Source organism: Pandoraea sp. NE5 (assembly GCF_024363545.1).
Taxonomy (GTDB): domain Bacteria; phylum Pseudomonadota; class Gammaproteobacteria; order Burkholderiales; family Burkholderiaceae; genus Pandoraea; species Pandoraea cepalis.
Map to the genome: position 1 here is coordinate 4,035,670 of NZ_AP025517.1, position 18,934 is coordinate 4,054,603.

Sequence of the window (18,934 nt, forward strand, 5' to 3'; positions counted from 1 at the left end):
TGCGCTTTCCAGCACTCCGTTTTCTTTCGCTTTTCGGCGACGACACCGTCCCCGGCACCCGCTTTTCAGGAGTTCCCCCTCGTGGCCGCTTTCGACATCGACGATATCGTCTCCTCCCTGCACTCGGCTCGCCTGCGCTGGCGCGACGGCCAACGCCGCCTGCTCGAATCCGGTGGGCGCGATCTGCCCTCCCGTGAACACCTCGCCGCCATCATCGGCGCCCTCAAAGGCGTGCTCTTCCCCATGCGCCTCGGCCCGCCAGACCTGCACCAGCAAGGCGAGAACTATTTCGTCGGTCACACGCTGACCAGCGTGCTCAACGGTCTCGCCGAACAAGCCCGCATGGAATGGCGCCATAAAGCCCGCCACGACGCCAACCTCACGCCCGCACGCATCGAGGAACGCGCCCACGCCACCATCCAGCAATTCGCCCAACGGCTCCCGACAATCCGCGAATTGCTCGACCGTGACGTGCTCGCCGCCTATCAAGGCGATCCGGCCGCCGGCAGCGTCGACGAGGTGCTGATCTGCTACCCAGGCATTCACGCGATGATTCACCACCGCGTCGCCCACGAACTCTATCGACTGGAATTGCCTCTGCTCGCCCGTATCATCGCCGAGCAAGCCCATTCGGAAACAGGGATCGATATTCACCCAGGCGCCCAGATCGGTGCCGGCTTCTTCATCGATCACGGGACAGGGGTGGTCATCGGGGAAACCGCGATTCTCGGCGAGCGCGTGCGCGTCTACCAAGCCGTCACGCTTGGCGCCAAGCGCTTCCCGGCCGACGACGACGGCAATCCGCGCAAAGGCCTACCGCGTCACCCGATCGTGGAAGACAACGTGGTCATTTACGCCGGCGCAACGATCCTCGGTCGCGTCACTATCGGACAAGGCTCGGTGATCGGCGGCAACGTCTGGCTCACGCAAGACGTCCCGCCGTTCAGCAACATCACGCAAGCAAGATCGCGCACGGAAGCCGGCTCGCCCCCGGTGTCCGGCTGCGATAACGAATCGTCCTGACGCATCCCGCCTGGCCCACGCCGCGCTCGGATCGGTCAGGCGGTATTCAACATCGAGGCCCCTCAAGCCCGTCAGGCAAGCCCCGCCGCGCCGGCGACAGCGCATAGCGCAACCACGGCAAGCGGCGGCGCTTTCCACCGCGTCAACAGCACGAACGCAATCGCGGCTACCGCGAAATCGGCGGCGCTGTGCACGGCGCTCGTCCACACCGGGGAGTACAACGCCGAGGCCAATATGCCCACGACGGCCGCATTCACCCCGGCAAGCATGGCCGCCGTCGATGCACGCTCACGCAGCGCCTGCCAATGCGGCAGCGCAGCCACGACGAGCAACAGCCCGGGAAGAAAGATCGCCGCCGTCGCAAGCACGGCGCCAAGCCACGGATGCAGCGGGCTCCCCGAGCGCCACCCAAGGTAGGTCGCGAACGTGAAGAGCGGGCCCGGCACCGCCTGCGCCGCACCATACCCCGCCAGGAAGTCGCTGTTCGACACCCATCCCGTCGCCACCGTCTGCTCTTGAAGCAGCGGCAGCACCACATGGCCACCGCCGAACACCAACGCGCCGGATCGGTAGAAGCCGTCGAATATGGCCACGGACCGCTCGTCGGTGAGATGGCGCAGGAACGGCAACCCGGCCAGCAGCACGCAGAAGAGGATCAGCGCCACAGCGCCCGCTGTACGTGAGATTCGGAATCGCGCGGGCGAGGGCAACGGCGGTGCCGCCATCGCGTGGCCCGAGCGCAGCAGCAGAACCCCAAGCCCCGCGCCCAGCACGATCACGATGAGCTGCGCAAACTGGGTGGTCGTCAACGCGAGCACAGTCATGGCGGCCAACGCGATCCCCGCGCGGCGCGTGTCGGGACATAATCGTCTCGCCATGTCCCATACGGCCTGCGCCACGACGGCGACCGCCACCAGCTTCAAGCCATGCAGCACGCCATCGCCGACCGGACCGCCCAGGTGCGGTGCCACGACGGCAAAGACCAGAAGCAGCAGCACCGACGGCAGCGTGAACCCGCACCACGCGGCGATGCCGCCCAACCATCCGGCCCGCCGAAGGCCGATGGAAAACCCAACCTGGCTGCTCGCCGGTCCGGGCAGAAACTGACACAACCCCACCAGATCGATGAAGCTCGCGTCGTCGAGCCAGCGACGCCGCTCCACGAATTCACGCCGGAAATAGCCGATGTGGGCGACCGGTCCGCCGAAGCTGGTCAGGCCCAGCAGGAGAAACGTGCGGAGCACTTCGAGGGCGGCGCGCGCATGCGTCGTGGCGGGACCCGGGACGGTCTCGATCTCGGTTTTCAAGGGTTCCAACTTACGTTATCCAGCAACACAAAGTTCGCCATCATAGCGCTGACGCGGTGACCTCAGCATGACGTCTGCATGACGCGAGCACACTGGGGGCATCGCAAGCTTACGCCACGCCAGCCGTAGACGCTGTCGGTCAGCGTCGTGCATGGCAGGACCGCCATTCTCGGCACGGACGGCGATTTCCGAATTTCTCCCTAGCGGCGGTGGCAGCAGTGAAGACTGCCACAATCGCCGGTTCGTTTCAGCAATCGCTTCTGCGCGGGCCGCGTTAGCGTTCTCCCCCTCGCTGCGGATGTTGTCCTTCGCAATCTCGCGATCGTACAACGCCGCCGAATTCACGGAGAAACGCTGAATGACTCGATTGCATTACGCCATGCCGCACCACGCGCATCGACCGACCGCCAATGCGCACCATACAAGACGGGGCATCGCTCGCCCCGCATTCGTTGACGACTGGCGGGCCGGTCTGTCGGTGCCCCGTCGTCGCGCCGTCCAGACGCAGGCGCCTCCGCGTTCGGCCCCGCCACCGCTGTTGACCGAGCCCGTCGCTCGCGCAGCGGTTGGCGCAACGGGCCGTGAGGCCCCCAATGCGGCCTTCGCGCTGGGCTTGTTGGCGGTGGTCTGTACGACAGGCGTAGCGGTCGCGGCCGTCGCCCCGCGGGCACCGGTTGCCGGGCCGCGGTCGATCGGCCGTAGAGAGGTTCGTATCGAACCGGGTCCAACCACGGCGCCGATGGCGTTGCCGCATTCTGACGCGGTGTCCGGCGTTCACGCGTTGCTGCGCGTGTGGCCTTACCGCCCCGACGGCGGTGGCGTGATGGCGCAGTGCCTGCCGGCGCCGCACGCCAGGTCGCTCGGTCGGCCGCCAGCGCCAGCCGACAGCCGCGAGGCCCTGAGAGCGGGGCTCGAAGCGTACCGAGGGGATATCCAGTGCGCTATCGTCGCGTTGATTCGGGAATCCGTCGCCGTATCGGACGCGCAAACGCGTGCGGCGTTTGCCGATGCCGAGGTCCTGCGCCCAACCCATTGGCCTCTCGCCTGACGATGTCCGGGCTTGAATGTCTGGCCGCCATGGTGCGCGCCGATACGCTCCACCAGGATGCCATCGCGCTGCTCCAGCACCTTTGGCCGGACAACCCCATAGAAGCCTCTACTCATGCCACGCCGACGCCGACGCCACCGCCGTTGCCGAGATTTATCAAACACGAGCCATTCTCCGGTCCGCTGGGCCGAGGCGTGCAATGGTCGTTGCCGCCGGATGTCTACGTGGAGTACCTCCCGGACCTGACGCAGAACGGCGTAAAGGTGTTCGACATCGACGGTGTCCTGTACGGCGCGACCGTGGCGCACTCGCGCAAACACGCGTCAGACCTCCGGCCACTTGAGGACATCCGTCGCGAGCGTGGGCCGGAGTCGCTGTGCCGCATCTCGCGGGGAACGGGGATCGACATCGACGGCATGTGTCTCGAATGCCACTCCGAGCGACCCGACGAGGTCACGGTCACGGAGCAGGGCGCAACGCTTACGCAGCATCAGCCAATGAACGCGTCGCCACTCGCTCGCCTGCGTGTCGCCGTCTATTCCCGTTTGTCTCGAGCGGAGGACGGTAGCCACGTGTTCTTTGCCTTTGGGCGTATGGGGCGTCTGGACGAGCATCGCGTGCCGCACGTCTCGCCGGACTCGCCACTCGTCGATCCGTCGGTGTATGCGCCGGAGCTGGACGGCGAATTGTCCTTCTATGAGCAGTCGACGACGGAGGGGCCGGTCGGTGGGCGTCGCGTGCGTCTCACGCTTGGCGACATGCGCATCGCGGCGCCATTCGGAACGTATCGGGACACGGATGGCGCGCTGCATGGTGTGGTGCAACTGACGAGCGACGTTTATTACCGCTTCGGGTTGCCCGACAGCGACGAGGGCGAATCGTCACGTTCGTCACGTCGGGTGCGCCTGCACTTGCGCGCGGCGAAGCACCGCGACATTCGCGCGTACCGCACGGCGCAGCACCATCGCGCGGCCGCCGAGAACGCGACGGTGCTGCCGACGATCGCCTACGGCGATGCGCGCACGTTTCTGCAGTTGTATCTCAAGCTCTGGCAGCAGGCGCCGTCTCCGGGGGACGTCTGGCGCGGGCTTGAGGACGTTTCACTGTCGGTGATCGAGGCGCGGCAAGCGGTTCGGGACCTGACGCAAGCGATCGAACACCGGGTAGCCGCCGCCAGAACACCGCCGGCGTCGCCCGGCGCCAGCGGCTTTTCTCCGCCCCCGGCATCGATGCGTCGTTGATGCCGATGTTCAACCGACTGTGGAGCCACTGGCAACACTATCCGGCGCAAGCCGAAGCGTTCATCAATGCGATCGCGAGGGACTTTGTCTCGCGTCCCGCCCCGTTGGCCGTATGGTCGCAGTTGCCCTTCGTCGGCGACGTGGAAACGACACGCGATGTGCTGTCGATCTTCGAGACGCTGTTTCCCGGCATGTCGGGGATCCAGGCGCTGGTCGGCGGCACAGCGCGCGCGGCACGCGATGTCGGCGACCGGATGCGCGCGGTCTCGCGCAACGCGAATATCGCGGTGGCGGAAGTGACGCTCGTCGACGGCACGAGAACGATTTACTACTGCCTGTCGGGACTCCAGCGCACTACGCTGCGTACGAACACGCCGAGCGTGCGCATCGTGGACGCGGGCCGGGCGTATGCGCGGCGGGACCACAATGTCATCGCCCAACGCCGCACAGCAGCCCGCTCGGGAGAGGAGGTCATTTTCACCGAGCCGCCCGAACTGCGTCTGGCAATGGCCGACGCGGACCTGCCGACGTTCAACGCCGCCACGGGCGGGGTGCGGTCCCGCACGCTCGATACGGAGCGGATGATTCTGGCGCAGATCTATGCGGATAACCCGGTGGGCGAGAACGTCGTTCGCTCGATCGTGCTGTGCTCGCGTCTGCCGTTCTGCGACTCGTGTGCCGTCAATCTCGCCATGGTGCCGTACCACTATCCCGACGCTGAGCTGCGCTTCTACTATGTGGCCCCATCGCCGCGCGATCGCCGAACACAACCCGATGCCACGCCGGCGCCCCTTGCGGTGACGGTGTCGGCCGCGCTGGCCGGGCAGGCGAGAACCCACGCACACGCGCGCGACCCGGATGATCGGCACGCGCATTCCAGCCTGTAAGCGCGACGCTTGATCGATTTTCCAATATATTGACCGCTCGCGACGCCGCTTTTGGCGCCACTTCTGGCACCCTTTGCGGCGCCTGACGACTTCCCGGTTCGCCGTCCGCCCGTCGAGGGGCATGCGGACCGGGGGCTGAGCCTAACGGCAAAGGAACGATGCACGCATGACGGTGCCCGACGCTCCAGCACAAGCGCCCGCCATCGGGTTGGGCGGTGCGGCGCGAGATCTCTACCGCGCGCTCTGGCGTCACGCCCACGGCGTGCGGCTGCATTTGCTCGGCGCCGCCGGCCTGTTGTCGGCTGCACAGTTGTTGCGTCTGACCATGCCGTGGCTGGCGGCACAGGCGATTAATGCGCTGCAACAAGGCGACATGACGACGGCGGGCCGCTGGATCGTCTATCTGGTCGGCGTCTATCTGGTGTCGTGGCTGCTCCACGGCCCGGGCCGGATACTCGAGCGCAACGTCGGGGTTCGCGTGCGTGTCCGGCTGGCCGATCAACTGTATGCACGGATCGCCACCGCACCGCTCGCATGGCGCGATGGCCGCCACTCGGGCGAGTTGCAGCACCGCGTCGTGCAATCCAGTCGCGCCCTGTCCGACTTCGCCCAGAATCAATTCGGCTATCTACAAAGCGCCTTCAATTTCGTCGGGCCGCTGGTGGCGCTCGCATTGCTGTCTCGCACCAGCGGTGTGATTGCCGTGACGGGCTATGTCGTCGTGGCGCTCATCATCCTGCGGTTCGACCGTGTTCTGATGCAGCTCGCGCGCGCAGAGAACGACGCCGAACGGCGCTACGCCGCCGCATTGCTCGACTTCGTCGGCAATGCGGGCACGGTGATCGGCCTGCGCCTGCAGGCAGCGTCTCGCAAAGTGCTGGGGCGTCGCATGGAGACGGTGATGGCGCCGCTGCGTCGCGCCGTCGTGGTGAACGAGGGCAAATGGTTCGCCGTCGATATTCTCGGCATGGGGCTGACTTGGATCCTGGTCATCGTCTACGTGTTGCAGTCGCGCCAGCCGGGGCAGGCGGTGTTGCTCGGCACGGTATTCATGATCTACCAATACGCACAGCAGGCGGCGACGGTGGTCGGCGCGATGGCGTCGAACTTCCAGAGCTTCGCCCGCATGCACACGGATTTCGGCAGCGCCGCGCCGATCTGGGCGGCACCGGGCGAGCCCGACGCGATCGCCCCCGCTGTCGTGCCTGATGCGCCGTGGGCGATGCTGACACTGCGCGGCGTGTCGTGGCATTACGCCGACGATACGCGTGGCGGACTTCATAGCGTTGACCTCGTGCTCCGGCGCGGCTCCCGCGTGGCGCTCGTTGGCCCCAGCGGTGGCGGCAAGAGCACACTGTTGCGCACGCTCGCCGGACTCTATCTCCCGCAGCACGGCCAATTGCTGCGCGACGGCGCGTCAACGCCGTGGGCCGATCTGCGCACGCTGGCCACACTGATTCCGCAGGAAGCCGAAGTGTTCGAGGCGAGCGTGGAGGAGAACCTGACGTTTGGGGAACCGGCCGACGCGCAGTCCGTGCAGGCCGCCGTGCATGCGGGGGCATTCGACGACGTCCTCCAGCATCTTCCTGAGGGCCTGGCCAGCACGCTCAACGAGCGCGGCGGCAACCTTTCTGGCGGTCAGCGACAACGGCTCGCGCTCGCGCGGGGCGCGCTGGCAGCGCGAGGGAGTTCGCTATTGCTGCTCGACGAACCGACCAGCGCGCTCGACCCGCTAGCCGAGGCACGGGTATTCGATCGCCTGTATGAAGCGTTCCCGAACGCCTGCATCGTCGCGTCGGTGCACCGGCCGAGTCTGCTCGATCGATTCGACACCCTCGTGGTCATGGACGAGGGACGCGTTGTCGACGCCGGCCCGCGCGACGAGGTGCTGGCCCGACGGACCTAGTCCAAAGCGCTATATCAGCAAGGATATAGCGCTTTGCGCCGCCATCCGGGCGGGCAACGTCAAGCAGAAACGGGGCACGGCTTATATAGCACTACAAGAAATATCGACACGTGTTGAGCCAACGCAAACCTTCGATGCGACGCGCTTTACATGACGCAGGCGAAGGAGAATAATCGCCTCGTATTCGAAGACCCGACTGCGCAGTCGTTGCCTTAAGCCGGCGGGAACCGCCCCCCAACACTTCGGAATCGTGTGGCGTTCCCGCTTTCGCTCGCCTGTCGGCGCAGTCTTGCGCCGACTCATGCCAGGGAAACGCCATGAGTCATTTCGTTGACCGTCTTCGTTTTTTCACGTCTTCACGTCCCCAGTTCTCCGAGGGGCACGGCGCCACGACCGATGAAGACCGCCACTGGGAAGACGCTTACCGTCAACGCTGGCAATTCGACAAGATCGTGCGCTCGACGCACGGGGTCAATTGCACCGGGTCCTGCTCCTGGAAGGTGTATGTCAAAGGCGGCATCGTCACTTGGGAAACGCAGCAGACCGATTACCCCCGCACACGCCCTGACATGCCGAACCATGAGCCACGTGGCTGCTCGCGCGGCGCATCGTACTCCTGGTATCTCTACAGCGCCAATCGTCTCAAGTATCCGCTCGTGCGCAGCGCACTCGTGTCGCGCTGGCGCGACGCGCGCAAGTCGCTCGCGCCGGTCGAGGCGTGGGCCTCCATCGTGGAAAACGAGGCGTCACGCCGTGCCTATCAGGCCCGTCGCGGCCTCGGTGGCTTTGTGCGTGCCTCGTGGGACGAGGTCAATGAGATCGTTGCCGCCGCCAATGTCTACACGGTCAAGCGCTATGGCCCGGATCGCGTCACCGGCTTTTCGCCGATTCCGGCGATGTCGATGGTGTCGTATGCCGCGGGCGCGCGTTATCTGTCGCTGATTGGCGGCGTCTGCCTGAGCTTCTACGACTGGTACTGCGATCTGCCGCCGGCCTCGCCGCAAACGTGGGGCGAGCAGACGGACGTGCCTGAGTCGGCCGACTGGTACAACTCGACGTTCATTGTGATGTGGGGCTCGAACGTGCCGCAGACGCGCACGCCGGACGCCCACTTCATGACCGAGGTGCGCTACAAGGGCACCAAGATCGTGTCGATTTTCCCCGACTACGCGGAAGGGGCGAAGTTCGGTGACCTGTGGCTGCATCCGAAGCAGGGCACCGATGCCGCGCTGGCGCTCGCCATGGGACACGTGATCCTCAACGAGTTTCATCTGGCCGGCAAGAGCGATTACTTCATCGACTACTGCCGACGCTTCACGGACATGCCGTGTCTCGTTCGGATGGTCAAGCAGGGCGACGGCTACGTGCCGGAGCGCCAACTGCGCGCGGCCGACTTCGACGGCGCGCTGGGCCAACCGCACAACGCCGACTGGAAGACGGTCGTGATCGATGAGCTGGGCGGTGATTTCGTCGCGCCGGTCGGCTCGATCGGTTATCGCTGGGCACAGGGCGACGACGCCAACCAGGGGAAGTGGAACCTGCGCGAAGAGGGCCCCGATGGCAAGCCCATCCAGCCGTGCCTCACGCTGGTGAAGGGCCACGACGAGGTCGTGCCCGTGCTCTTTCCCTATTTCGGCAACCAGCCTCATGCGCATTTCACCTGCACGTCGCACGCCTCCGTGCAGCGCCGCAATGTCGGTGTGCGCCGCATCCAGACCACCGAAGGCGAAGTGCTGGTGGCAACCGTCTACGACCTGTTCATCGCGAACTACGGGCTCGATCAGGGCCTCGGCGGCGAACACATCGCCCACACCTACGACGACGATGTGCCCTACACCCCGGCGTGGCAGGAAGCGATCACCGGCGTCAAGCGGGAAGACGTGATTTCGGTGGCCCGCCAGTTCGCCGAGAACGCGCACAAGACGCAGGGCAAGTCGATGGTCATCATCGGGGCCGGTATCAATCACTGGTTCCACATGGATATGTCGTACCGCGCGATCATCAATATGCTGGTGATGTGCGGATGCATCGGGAAATCCGGCGGCGGCTGGTCGCACTATGTCGGCCAGGAAAAGCTCCGCCCGCAAACGGGCTGGACGCCGCTTGCGTTCGGGCTCGACTGGCACCGCCCGCCGCGCCAGATGAACGCAACGTCGTACTTCTATGCGCACACGGACCAGTGGCGTTACGACAACAGCGATCCGTCGGGTCTGCTCTCGCCGCTGGCGGACAAGACCCCGTTCCACGGACGCCCCATCGATTACAACGTGCGCGCCGAGCGCATGGGCTGGCTGCCGACGGCGCCTCAACTGCAGACCAATCCGCTCGATGTCGGCCGCTCGCTGCCCGACCCGTCGAAGGCGGGCCAGTATGTGGCGAACGCCCTCAAGGACGGCACGCTGCGCATGGCGTGTACCGACCCGGATCACCCCGACAACTTCCCGCGCAATCTGTTCGTGTGGCGCTCGAATCTGCTCGGGTCGTCAGGCAAGGGGCATGAGTACTTCCTGAAGCACCTGCTGGGCACCACGCACGGCGTGCAGGGCGAAGACATCGGCAAGAGCCACGGTGCCCGTCCGGAAGAAGTCAAATGGCGCGACGAAGCGCCCAAGGGAAAGCTTGACCTGCTCGTGACGCTGGACTTCCGGATGTCCACCACATGCATGTATTCCGACATCGTGCTGCCCACCGCCACGTGGTACGAGAAGGACGATCTGAACACGTCCGACATGCATCCGTTCATTCACCCGCTCTCGGCCGCCGTCGATCCGGCGTGGCAGGCGCGCAGCGACTGGGAGATCTTCAAGGGCATCGCGAAGCGCTTCTCCGAATTGTGCGACGGCCATCTCGGCAACGAGACGGACGTGGTGCTCGCGCCCATTGCGCACGATGCCCCCGGCGAACTCGCGCAGCCGTATGAGGTGAAGGACTGGGGCGCGGGGCAGTGTGACCCGGTGCCGGGCAAGACCGCGCAAGGCGTGGTCGTCGTCAAGCGCGACTATCCGAACACCTACCGTAAATTCACGTCGCTCGGCCCGTTGATGGATTCGCTCGGCAACGGCGGCAAGGGCATTCAGTGGGAGACGCACGAGGAGATCGACCTGCTCGGGCAGCTCAATTACAAGGTCTCGGAGGCCGGGGTGTCGAACGGCAGGCCGCGCATCGAGTCGGCGCTCGACGCCGCCGAGGTCATTCTCACGCTGGCGCCCGAGACCAATGGCGAGGTGGCCGTGCGGGCTTGGCAGGCACTCACGAAAGTTACCGGCCTGTCGCACAAGCATCTCGCCGAAGCCCGCGCCGACGAGAAGATCCGCTTCCGCGATATTCAGGCCCAGCCACGCAAGATCATTTCGTCGCCCACCTGGAGCGGGATCGAATCGGAGCACGTGTCGTATAACGCCGGTTACGTCAATGTCCATGAACTCGTGCCTTGGCGCACGTTGAGCGGACGTCAGCAGCTCTACCAGGACCATCCGTGGATGCGGGCGTTCGGCGAATCGCTGTGCGTCTACAAGCCGCCCATCGACACGGGCAGCTATGCGCACATGCTCGGCCAGCGCAGCAACGGCAATCCCGAAAAGGTGCTCAACTTCCTCACGCCGCACCAGAAGTGGGGCATCCACAGCACCTACACCGACAACTTGCTGATGCTGACCATGTCGCGCGGCGGACCGATCGTATGGATGTCGGAGGCCGACGCGCGCGAGTTGGACATCGTGGACAACGACTGGATCGAGTGCTTCAACGCGAACGGGGCGTTGTGCGCCCGTGCCGTGGTGAGTCAGCGGATTCCAAGCGGGGCCGTGATGATGTACCACGCGCAGGAGAAGATCGTGAATACGCCGGGCTCGGAGATCACCGGCACGCGCGGCGGCATTCACAATTCGGTCACGCGCATCAGCGTCAAGCCGACCCATATGATCGGCGGGTACGCCCAGCTTTCGTACGGCTTCAACTACTACGGCACTGTCGGCTCGAACCGCGACGAATTCCTGGTAGTGCGCAAGATGAATCGTATCGACTGGCTCGACGATACCGCCGACCAGGTGCTCGTGCCCCCGACCGGAGAACGCCAATGAAAGTGCGTGCGCAGATTGCCATGGTGCTCAATCTGGACAAGTGCATCGGCTGCCATACCTGTTCGATTACGTGCAAGAACGTCTGGACGAGCCGCGAAGGCATGGAATACGCCTGGTTCAACAACGTCGAGACCAAGCCGGGCATCGGCTATCCGAAAGACTGGGAGAACCAGAAACGCTGGCGCGGCGGCTGGACGCGCAAGGCCAACGGCAAGCTCGAACCTCTGCAGGGTGGCAAGCTCAAGCTGCTCGCCAGCATTTTCGCCAATCCGCATCTGCCGGAGATCGACGATTACTACGAGCCGTTCACATTCGACTACGGTCATCTGCAGACCGCCTCGGATGCGAAAGCCATGCCGGTGGCGCGGCCGCGCTCACTGGTCACCGGCGAGCGCATGGAAAAGATCGAGTGGGGACCGAACTGGGAAGAGATTCTCGGCGGCGAGTTCGCCAAACGCTCGCAGGACTACAACTTCGAAGCAGTGCAGAAGGACATCTACGGCCAGTTCGAGAACACCTTCATGATGTACCTGCCGCGCCTGTGCGAACACTGCCTGAACCCGGCGTGTGTCGCATCGTGCCCCTCGGGCTCGATCTACAAGCGCGAGGAGGACGGTATCGTGCTCGTCGATCAGGACAAGTGCCGCGGCTGGCGCATGTGCGTGTCGGGTTGCCCGTACAAGAAGATCTACTACAACTGGCACAGCGGCAAGGCCGAGAAGTGCATCTTCTGCTACCCGCGCATCGAAGCGGGGCAGCCGACCGTCTGCTCGGAGACGTGCGTGGGCCGCATTCGCTATCTCGGTGTGCTGCTCTATGACGCCGACCGCATCAGCGAGGCGGCGGGTGTTGCCGACGAGAAAGACCTGTACGAGTCGCAATTGTCGGTCTTCCTGGACCCCAACGATCCGGCGGTGATCGCGCAGGCCAGGCTCGACGGCGTGCCCGACGCGTGGATCGAAGGCGCCAAGGCGTCACCGGTCTACAAGATGGCGGTCGACTGGCGCATCGCGTTCCCGCTGCACCCGGAATATCGCACCCTGCCGATGGTCTGGTACGTGCCGCCGCTCTCGCCGATCAACGCCGCGGCCAACAGCGGCGATCTCGGCATGAACGGCGCGCTGCCCGACGTGGCGTCGCTGCGCATTCCGCTGCGCTATCTCGCGAATTTGCTGACCGCCGGCGACGAAGCCCCGGTGAAGCTAGCCCTTGAGCGCCTGCTCGCCATGCGCGCGTTCATGCGCGCACGGCACGTCGACGGCGTTCAGGCCGACGACGTGCTGGCCCAGGCGGGTCTCTCCGTCGCTCAGGTGGAGTCGATGTACCGGTATCTGGCGATTGCCAACTACGAAGACCGGTTCGTGATTCCGACGGCCCATCGCGAATACGCCGAGAACACGTTCGACATGCATGGCGAATGCGGTTTTTCGTTCGGCAACGGATGCTCGTCGGGCAACGACACAGGCAACCTGTTCAACCCGGTCAAGAAGAACAAGCGGACCATCCCGATTCAGGAGATTTGAAATGTCCGCCTCCGATACCCCCCTCGGCTTGCAGTGCCGCCTGCTCGGCGCACTGCTGCATTACCCGGACGACGAAGTGGCTCTCGCATTGCCCGAGATCGAGCAGACGCTGCTGGGCAGTCCGCGCATTGGCGGCGCCGCGCGGCGTGAGCTCGACGCGTTCTTTGCCTACTGGCGCGAGCGCGATTTGCTCACGTTGCAGGAGAACTACGTGGCGCAGTTCGACCGTGGCCGCGTGACGTCGCTCTACCTGTTCGAACACGTCTACGGCGAGTCGCGCGATCGCGGGCAGGCGATGGTCGACCTCATGCAGACCTACGAGCGCAGCGGCATCTATCTGGCGCCCGGCGAACTGCCCGACTATCTGCCCGCGTTTCTCGAATACGTCGGGGTCCTGCCGGAGTCGGAAGGCTTGGCGCGTCTGAAGGACATCGAGCATCTCCTGCAGGCCATCGATGCCGGGCTCGCCAAACGCGGATCGCCCTATGCCGGACTCACGCGCGCGCTGCTCTGGCTGAGCGGTGCAACCACGGTGCAGCGCGAGACGCAGACGCCGCCCGAACACGTCGACGATGCGTCGCATATTCCGCGTGCGGCGGACTACGATGCCATCGACGCCAGCTATCAGGATGCCCCGGTGCGCTTCATGGGCGCGGGCCATCCGAGCGGGCAGGGCAATACCGTCGGTGAACCGATTCAGTTCCATGCGCGCCGTCCCGGGCGCTGAGTTCGGAAAGCAAGGAGTGTGACCATGCAAGCTTTCTTTCATCAGTTTCTGTTTGGCATCTATCCGTACATTTGCCTGACGGTGCTGCTCATCGGCAGCCTGATCCGCTTCGACCGCGAGCAGTATTCGTGGAAGAGCGATTCGTCGCAATTGCTCAAGCACGGCATGCTGCGCCTGGGCAGCAATATGTTTCACTGGGGCGTGCTGGTCGTCGTGGCCGGGCATTTCGCCGGATTCCTGGCGCCGCACTGGCTCGTTTCGCCGTTCCTGAACGCGTCGCAGCACCAGTTGATCGCGATGGTGGGTGGCGGAGCCGCGGGCGTGGTGGCCATCATCGGCCTGACGATCCTCATCGCCCGTCGCATCGGCACGCCGCGCGTGCGTGCCACGAGCCGCACGTGGGACATTGTCATCGTGTTCATGCTCTGGATTCAGCTCGCGCTCGGACTCGGCACGGTGTTGCTCTCCATGCGGCACATGGACGGCGCGATGTTCGAGCAACTGACCGATTACGTGAAAGGCATCGTGACATTCCAGCCGGGCGTGGCGACCTTGCTTGAAGGCGTGCCGCTGACCTATCGCGCGCATATCGCGCTCGGCTTCACGATCTTCCTCGTATCGCCGTTCACGCGCATGGTGCACATCTGGAGCGGTCTGGCGTCCGTGGTCTATTTGATCCGCCCGTATCAATTGGTGCGCAAGCGCTGAGGCGCGGCGTTAATGGTTGCACCTGAACGTCGATAAGCGTCGAATAACGTCCCTACGGCCAAGGACCCTCAACATGCAAACCTTGTTGGCAGATGCCCGCGCGCCGCTGCGCGTGAACGGTGTCGAGATCCCCACGAGCGCCATCGACGAGGCGGCGGCAGAACTTGCCGACGCGCCGATCGCCGGCGCCGATCCGACGGCCGATGCCGAGACGATGGCCCGCTACGCGCTCGCGATCCGCGAGTTGGTGCGCCAGCGTGCCGTCGAGTTGGGGCTGCCCATCGACGCCGACCGGCCCGATGCGATGGCCGATGCGGTGTTCGCGAAGGAAGTCGCGACGCCCGTGGCCACCGCCGAGGAATCGCATCGTTATTACGAGCAGCATCGCGATCGCTTCACCAGCGGCGAACTGGTGCACGCCAGCCATATTCTGTTCGGTGTGACCGGTCGGGCACCGCTCGCGCTGGTGCGCGCCAAGGCGGAAGATACGCTCAACGCGATCCTGCAAGCGCCCGACCAGTTCGAAACGATGGCGGCGGAGCGGTCGAACTGTCCGTCCGCGCAGGTGGGCGGCAGCCTTGGCCAGCTCGAGCGCACTAGCTGCGTGCCGGAGTTCGCGCAAGGCATTTTCGGTTCGGACGAGATCGGCGTTCTGCCGCGGCTGATCAAAACCCGCTTCGGCTTTCATCTGGTGCGAATCGATCACCGGGTGCCGGGTGCGCTGATTCCGTTCGAAGCCGTCCAGGACGACATCGCCACGATGCTAACGGCGCAGGTGCGCCTGCGCGCCACGCGTCAGTACGTGCAACTGCTGGCCGCGCAAGCCGACCTGGAAGGCGTGACGTTTGCGAGCGCCGACGGGCCGCTGGTCCAATAAAGGAGAAGGGATGGATATCGCACGCGTTGCCGCATCGCCATCGGTTGCCGGCAATCTGCCCGCGCCGGGCGCCAAGGCGTACTCGGTGTTGTTCGCGAGTACGTTCGCATTTCTCGTCTGTTTCGTGGTCTGGATGATGTTCGGCGTGCTGGGCATCCAGTTGCGCGAGGACCTTGGCCTGAACAGCACAGAATTCGGTCTGCTCACGGCGACGCCGGTGCTGACTGGCGCAGTGATGCGCCTGCCGCTCGGGATCTGGACGGACCGCTTTGGCGGGCGCCTCGTGATGACCGTGTTGCTGGTGACGTGCGCGATTCCCGTGTATGTCGTCAGCTACGCGACGCAGTTGTGGCAATTCCTCGTTATCGGGCTATTTCTTGGGTGCGTGGGCGCGTCGTTCGCCGTCGGTACACCCTATGTCGCGCGCTTCTTCCCGCCGGACAGGCGCGGATTCGCGATGGGCTTTTTCGGGGCAGGCACGGCGGGGGCGGCCGTCAACCTGTTCATCACGCCGAGCTTGGAGGCGGCGTACGGCTGGCGTGCGGTCCCACGCATCTATGCGGTCGTGCTGCTCGTCACGGCAGTGATCTTCTGGCTGGCGTCCGCGCCAGACCCGGGCGCGGGGAAGAAGGGCGGTTCGATCCTGGCGTCGTTCAAGGTTCTGAGCAATGCACGCGTATGGCGGTTGTGTCAGTACTACTCGATCACCTTCGGCGGGTTCACGGCGTTGTCGCTGTGGATTCCCCAGTATCTCAAGGCCGAATACGGCATGACAGTGGTGATGGCCGCGGCGGTGGCGGCCGGTTTTTCGCTGCCCGGCTCGGTGCTGCGCGCGGTCGGTGGCGTGCTCGCCGACAAGTTCGGCGCGCACGCGGTCACGTGGTGGTGCCTGTGGGTGGCTTGGATCTGCCTGTTCCTCCTGTCGTATCCGAAGACCGATTTCGTGATCTACACGATCCAGGGACCGCAAACGTTCCACATCAGCGTATCCGTGGTGGGCTTCGTGATGCTCGCGTTCGTGCTGGGTGCCGTGTTCGCTTTCGGGATGGCCTCGACGTTCAAGTACGTGGCGGACGAGTTTCCCGAGAACATGGGCGTCGTGACCGGTATCGTGGGGTTGGCGGGTGGCCTGGGCGGGTTCCTGCTGCCGATCCTGTTCGGCGCGCTGCTCGACATCGTCAAGATTCGCTCGAGTTGTTTCATGCTCCTTTATGGCGTCGTTTGGGTCTCGCTGATCCTGATTTATATCTCTGAAGTGCGACGCGCGAGGGTGATGTAGGCGGGCAGGGGTGGCGTTCGTGGGCGACGGGAGCGGCTATCTATACAATTCACCTCCATAAGAAGATGAGAGGTATGGAGCGATGGATAGTGTAGAGAACGTGCGAGCGTTCCTCGCGGTGGCCGACATGGGCAGCTTCACCGCGGCCGCGCGCAGGCTCGACGTGTCGGCGCCGGTGGTGACCAAGCGGGTCAGTGCGCTGGAAAAAGAGCTCAAGGTGCTGCTTTTCCAGCGCACCACCCGCAGCCTCGCCCTGACGGCCTCGGGACGCGACATGCTGGGCGCAGCGCGCGAATTCCTGGCCGCCTACGAGCGACTGTCCGAACGCGCCGTGGTCGATGAGCTCTCGCTTGGCGGGCGTTTGCGCGTCAAGGCGCCTGCATCGTTTACTAACCACTTCCTCGGCAGGCTGCTCAACGCGTTCTTCCTGTCTCATCCCAAAGCCAGCATCGAGCTGCAACTGGCCAACCGCGCCGTCGACCCCGTGCTCGAGAACTTCGATTTCGTGATCACGGGCCTGCCCGTGACCTACGAGGGCGTCGAAGCATTCCCCTTGTGTCCGTTCAAGCGTCACGTCTACGCGTCGCCCGATTATCTGGCGCACCAAGGCACCCCCGAGCATCCGTCCGACTTGCCCGGCCATCGCTGCCTGCTCTACTCGTATCAGAACACCGTGCGCACGTGGACGTTTACCGATGCGCGTGCCGGCGACATCCAGGTCACTGTCGACGGTGGCTTCGCGACCAACGACATCGACGCCATGCACAATGCCTGCGTCGACGGCATGGGCGTGGCGATCCTGCCGCGCTATCGGGCGCGCGACAGCGTTCTGGCGGGTCGGCTGGTGCAGATTCTTCCGGGGTTCGGACTGCCCGACTACTGGATCAAGGTGTTGCGTCCAGCGAACCATCACAATCCCAAACTGTTCCATGCGCTGCTGGATTTTCTCGTCGAAGGACTGGCGAGGCTGAAGGCGCAAGGGACCGACCTGTGAGCCCCGCCGCCGTGTCGCTTGCCTCGCCCTGAGGGCGCTGCGCGATTATTTCCAAATCGCGTGTTCTGAACTTCCACTCCGCTGCTATGTCTGCGCGCCCCGTTCGGCCATGATCTGGCCGACCGGTGTACGGCATGCCCGATGCCCGGCGACATCCGACAGAAAATAAGAGATATAGGAGACAACCTTGAAGCACTGGATCGCTTGTCTGCCGCTCGCGGCATGCTCGCTGAGCGCGTTTGCGCAAAGCAACGTCACACTCTATGGCGCGGTCGACGCCGCCATGACCTACGTGAACAACACTGGCGGCAGCTCGGCCTGGCAGGCCGCGAGTGGCGGGCGCGCCGGTGACAAGTTTGGCTTGCGGGGTGTCGAAAATCTCGGGGGTGGCCTGTCGGCCATCTTCACGCTCGAAGCCGGCTTCAACATCATGAACGGCACCGCGCAACCGGCCAACACGTTGTTCGGGCGTCAGGCGTTCGTCGGTCTGTCCGACGCGCGACTCGGTACGCTGACCATCGGTCATCAGTACTCGATGACCAACGACTACTTCGTACCGCTGTCCACCTCGTTCATGTTTGCCGGGGGACTTGGCGCGACGTTGGGCGACATCGACGGCTCGTGGAATTACAACAAGATCAATAACGTCGTCAAATACGAGAGTCAGACCTACGGCGGTCTGAAATTCAGCACGATGTTCTCGTTCGGGAATGCGGCGGGCGATTTTGCCAAAGACCGGACGTACGGCGCCGGCGCTTCGTACACGAACGGTGGCCTGTTGATCAGCGGTGCGTACATGAACATGCGCACCCCCGGCACGTCGATCTTCGGCGCGACGAGTGCGGCACAGCCCGGTGCCGCCTATAGCAACCCGGTCACCAACCCGATCTTCCAGAACTACGTCACGGCCACGAGCCAGCAGGTCGTCGGCGGTGGGGCGAAATACACGTGGGGTCGTTCGCAGGTCTCGGCCATGTACGAGAACGTGCGCTTTCTCGACATCGTGCGCACTGCGGCCAACCCATCGGCACCGCCCAACGCTGTCTTCAACAACTATCAGATCAACTACGGCTACAACCTCTCGGCGAACACAATGGCTGGCGTCGGTTACCAGTACAGCTTCGCGCCGGGTGGGCATTATCAGTCCGTCGAAGGCGGGGCCGCCTACAATTTCTCCAAGACCACCTACGTTTACGGAATTCTCGTCTGGCAGCACGCAAGCGGGCACGATTCAACGGGCAAGGCCGCCGTGGCCGACATCTTCGGGTTGAACGCGTCGACAACCCCCAACCAATTGGCCGTGCGCGTCGGATTGCGCAAGCTGTTCTGACGATA

The 18,934-nt window shown here is 64.5% G+C and carries 14 protein-coding genes; 13 read left to right on the forward strand and 1 reads right to left on the reverse strand.

Annotation, left to right across the window (positions count from 1 at the left end):
* Window positions 1-81 precede the first annotated feature (81 nt).
* The gene (gene epsC, locus PanNE5_RS18350) at window positions 82-1,023 is read left to right on the forward strand and encodes a serine O-acetyltransferase EpsC (RefSeq protein WP_261938553.1); all 942 of its coding nucleotides are present in this window, start codon (window positions 82-84) and stop codon (window positions 1,021-1,023) included.
* Between the two features lie 71 nt (window positions 1,024-1,094).
* Here the strand turns inward: epsC and chrA are convergent, their stop codons facing one another.
* The gene (gene chrA, locus PanNE5_RS18355) at window positions 1,095-2,330 is read right to left on the reverse strand and encodes a chromate efflux transporter (protein ID WP_157211351.1); all 1,236 of its coding nucleotides are present in this window, start codon (window positions 2,328-2,330) and stop codon (window positions 1,095-1,097) included.
* Window positions 2,331-2,688: 358 nt separating this feature from the next.
* On the opposite strand from chrA, the gene PanNE5_RS18360 reads away from it, so the two are divergent.
* From PanNE5_RS18360 to PanNE5_RS18415, 12 genes are all read left to right on the forward strand, one after another.
* Window positions 2,689-3,378, forward strand: a complete 690-nt coding sequence (locus tag PanNE5_RS18360; RefSeq protein WP_261938554.1) for a hypothetical protein — start codon at window positions 2,689-2,691, stop codon at window positions 3,376-3,378.
* Between the two features lie 2 nt (window positions 3,379-3,380).
* Window positions 3,381-4,619, forward strand: coding sequence for a hypothetical protein (locus tag PanNE5_RS18365; RefSeq protein ID WP_261938555.1), 1,239 nt, complete (start codon window positions 3,381-3,383; stop codon window positions 4,617-4,619).
* The gene (locus PanNE5_RS18370; RefSeq protein WP_261938556.1) at window positions 4,619-5,506 is read left to right on the forward strand and encodes a deaminase domain-containing protein; all 888 of its coding nucleotides are present in this window, start codon (window positions 4,619-4,621) and stop codon (window positions 5,504-5,506) included. Before PanNE5_RS18365 ends, PanNE5_RS18370 begins: the two co-directional genes overlap by 1 nt.
* A 166-nt stretch (window positions 5,507-5,672) precedes the next feature.
* Window positions 5,673-7,412 carry an ATP-binding cassette domain-containing protein gene (locus PanNE5_RS18375; protein ID WP_261938557.1) on the forward strand — a complete coding sequence of 580 codons (1,740 nt, stop codon included), beginning with the start codon at window positions 5,673-5,675 and terminating at the stop codon, window positions 7,410-7,412.
* Between the two features lie 317 nt (window positions 7,413-7,729).
* Window positions 7,730-11,491, forward strand: a complete 3,762-nt coding sequence (locus PanNE5_RS18380) for a nitrate reductase subunit alpha (RefSeq protein WP_261938558.1) — start codon at window positions 7,730-7,732, stop codon at window positions 11,489-11,491.
* A complete protein-coding gene (gene narH, locus PanNE5_RS18385; protein WP_017234418.1) occupies window positions 11,488-13,014 on the forward strand; it encodes a nitrate reductase subunit beta in 1,527 nt (508 codons plus the stop codon). Before PanNE5_RS18380 ends, narH begins: the two co-directional genes overlap by 4 nt.
* Before the next feature lies 1 nt (window position 13,015).
* The gene (gene narJ / locus PanNE5_RS18390) at window positions 13,016-13,741 is read left to right on the forward strand and encodes a nitrate reductase molybdenum cofactor assembly chaperone (RefSeq protein ID WP_261938559.1); all 726 of its coding nucleotides are present in this window, start codon (window positions 13,016-13,018) and stop codon (window positions 13,739-13,741) included.
* A gap of 24 nt (window positions 13,742-13,765) precedes the next feature.
* Window positions 13,766-14,449 (forward strand): respiratory nitrate reductase subunit gamma, encoded by a 684-nt coding sequence (gene narI, locus PanNE5_RS18395; RefSeq protein WP_017234420.1) that lies wholly within the window; start codon window positions 13,766-13,768, stop codon window positions 14,447-14,449.
* A 73-nt stretch (window positions 14,450-14,522) separates the two neighbouring features.
* Window positions 14,523-15,326: a peptidylprolyl isomerase gene (locus tag PanNE5_RS18400; protein WP_261938560.1), complete on the forward strand. Its 804-nt coding sequence runs from the start codon at window positions 14,523-14,525 to the stop codon at window positions 15,324-15,326.
* A gap of 10 nt (window positions 15,327-15,336) precedes the next feature.
* Window positions 15,337-16,605: an MFS transporter gene (locus PanNE5_RS18405; RefSeq protein ID WP_017234422.1), complete on the forward strand. Its 1,269-nt coding sequence runs from the start codon at window positions 15,337-15,339 to the stop codon at window positions 16,603-16,605.
* 82 nt (window positions 16,606-16,687) lie between these two features.
* On the forward strand, window positions 16,688-17,599 hold the full coding sequence (locus PanNE5_RS18410) for a LysR family transcriptional regulator (protein ID WP_261938561.1): 912 nt from the start codon (window positions 16,688-16,690) through the stop codon (window positions 17,597-17,599).
* A gap of 187 nt (window positions 17,600-17,786) precedes the next feature.
* On the forward strand, window positions 17,787-18,929 hold the full coding sequence (locus PanNE5_RS18415; RefSeq protein ID WP_261938562.1) for a porin: 1,143 nt from the start codon (window positions 17,787-17,789) through the stop codon (window positions 18,927-18,929).
* Window positions 18,930-18,934 lie beyond the last annotated feature (5 nt).

Excerpts from the sequence above, each read along its gene's own strand:
- PanNE5_RS18370 (WP_261938556.1), top strand. The coding sequence starts at position 4,619 with ATGCCGATGTTCAACCGACTGTGGAGCCACTGGCAACACTATCCGGCG.
- PanNE5_RS18410 (WP_261938561.1), top strand. The coding sequence starts at position 16,688 with ATGGATAGTGTAGAGAACGTGCGAGCGTTCCTCGCGGTGGCCGACATG.
- PanNE5_RS18400 (WP_261938560.1), top strand. The coding sequence starts at position 14,523 with ATGCAAACCTTGTTGGCAGATGCCCGCGCGCCGCTGCGCGTGAACGGT.
- narH (WP_017234418.1), top strand. The coding sequence starts at position 11,488 with ATGAAAGTGCGTGCGCAGATTGCCATGGTGCTCAATCTGGACAAGTGC.
- PanNE5_RS18375 (WP_261938557.1), top strand. The coding sequence starts at position 5,673 with ATGACGGTGCCCGACGCTCCAGCACAAGCGCCCGCCATCGGGTTGGGC.
- PanNE5_RS18405 (WP_017234422.1), top strand. The coding sequence starts at position 15,337 with ATGGATATCGCACGCGTTGCCGCATCGCCATCGGTTGCCGGCAATCTG.
- PanNE5_RS18360 (WP_261938554.1), top strand. The coding sequence starts at position 2,689 with ATGACTCGATTGCATTACGCCATGCCGCACCACGCGCATCGACCGACC.
- PanNE5_RS18365 (WP_261938555.1), top strand. The coding sequence starts at position 3,381 with ATGTCCGGGCTTGAATGTCTGGCCGCCATGGTGCGCGCCGATACGCTC.
- PanNE5_RS18380 (WP_261938558.1), top strand. The coding sequence starts at position 7,730 with ATGAGTCATTTCGTTGACCGTCTTCGTTTTTTCACGTCTTCACGTCCC.
- narI (WP_017234420.1), top strand. The coding sequence starts at position 13,766 with ATGCAAGCTTTCTTTCATCAGTTTCTGTTTGGCATCTATCCGTACATT.
- narJ (WP_261938559.1), top strand. The coding sequence starts at position 13,016 with ATGTCCGCCTCCGATACCCCCCTCGGCTTGCAGTGCCGCCTGCTCGGC.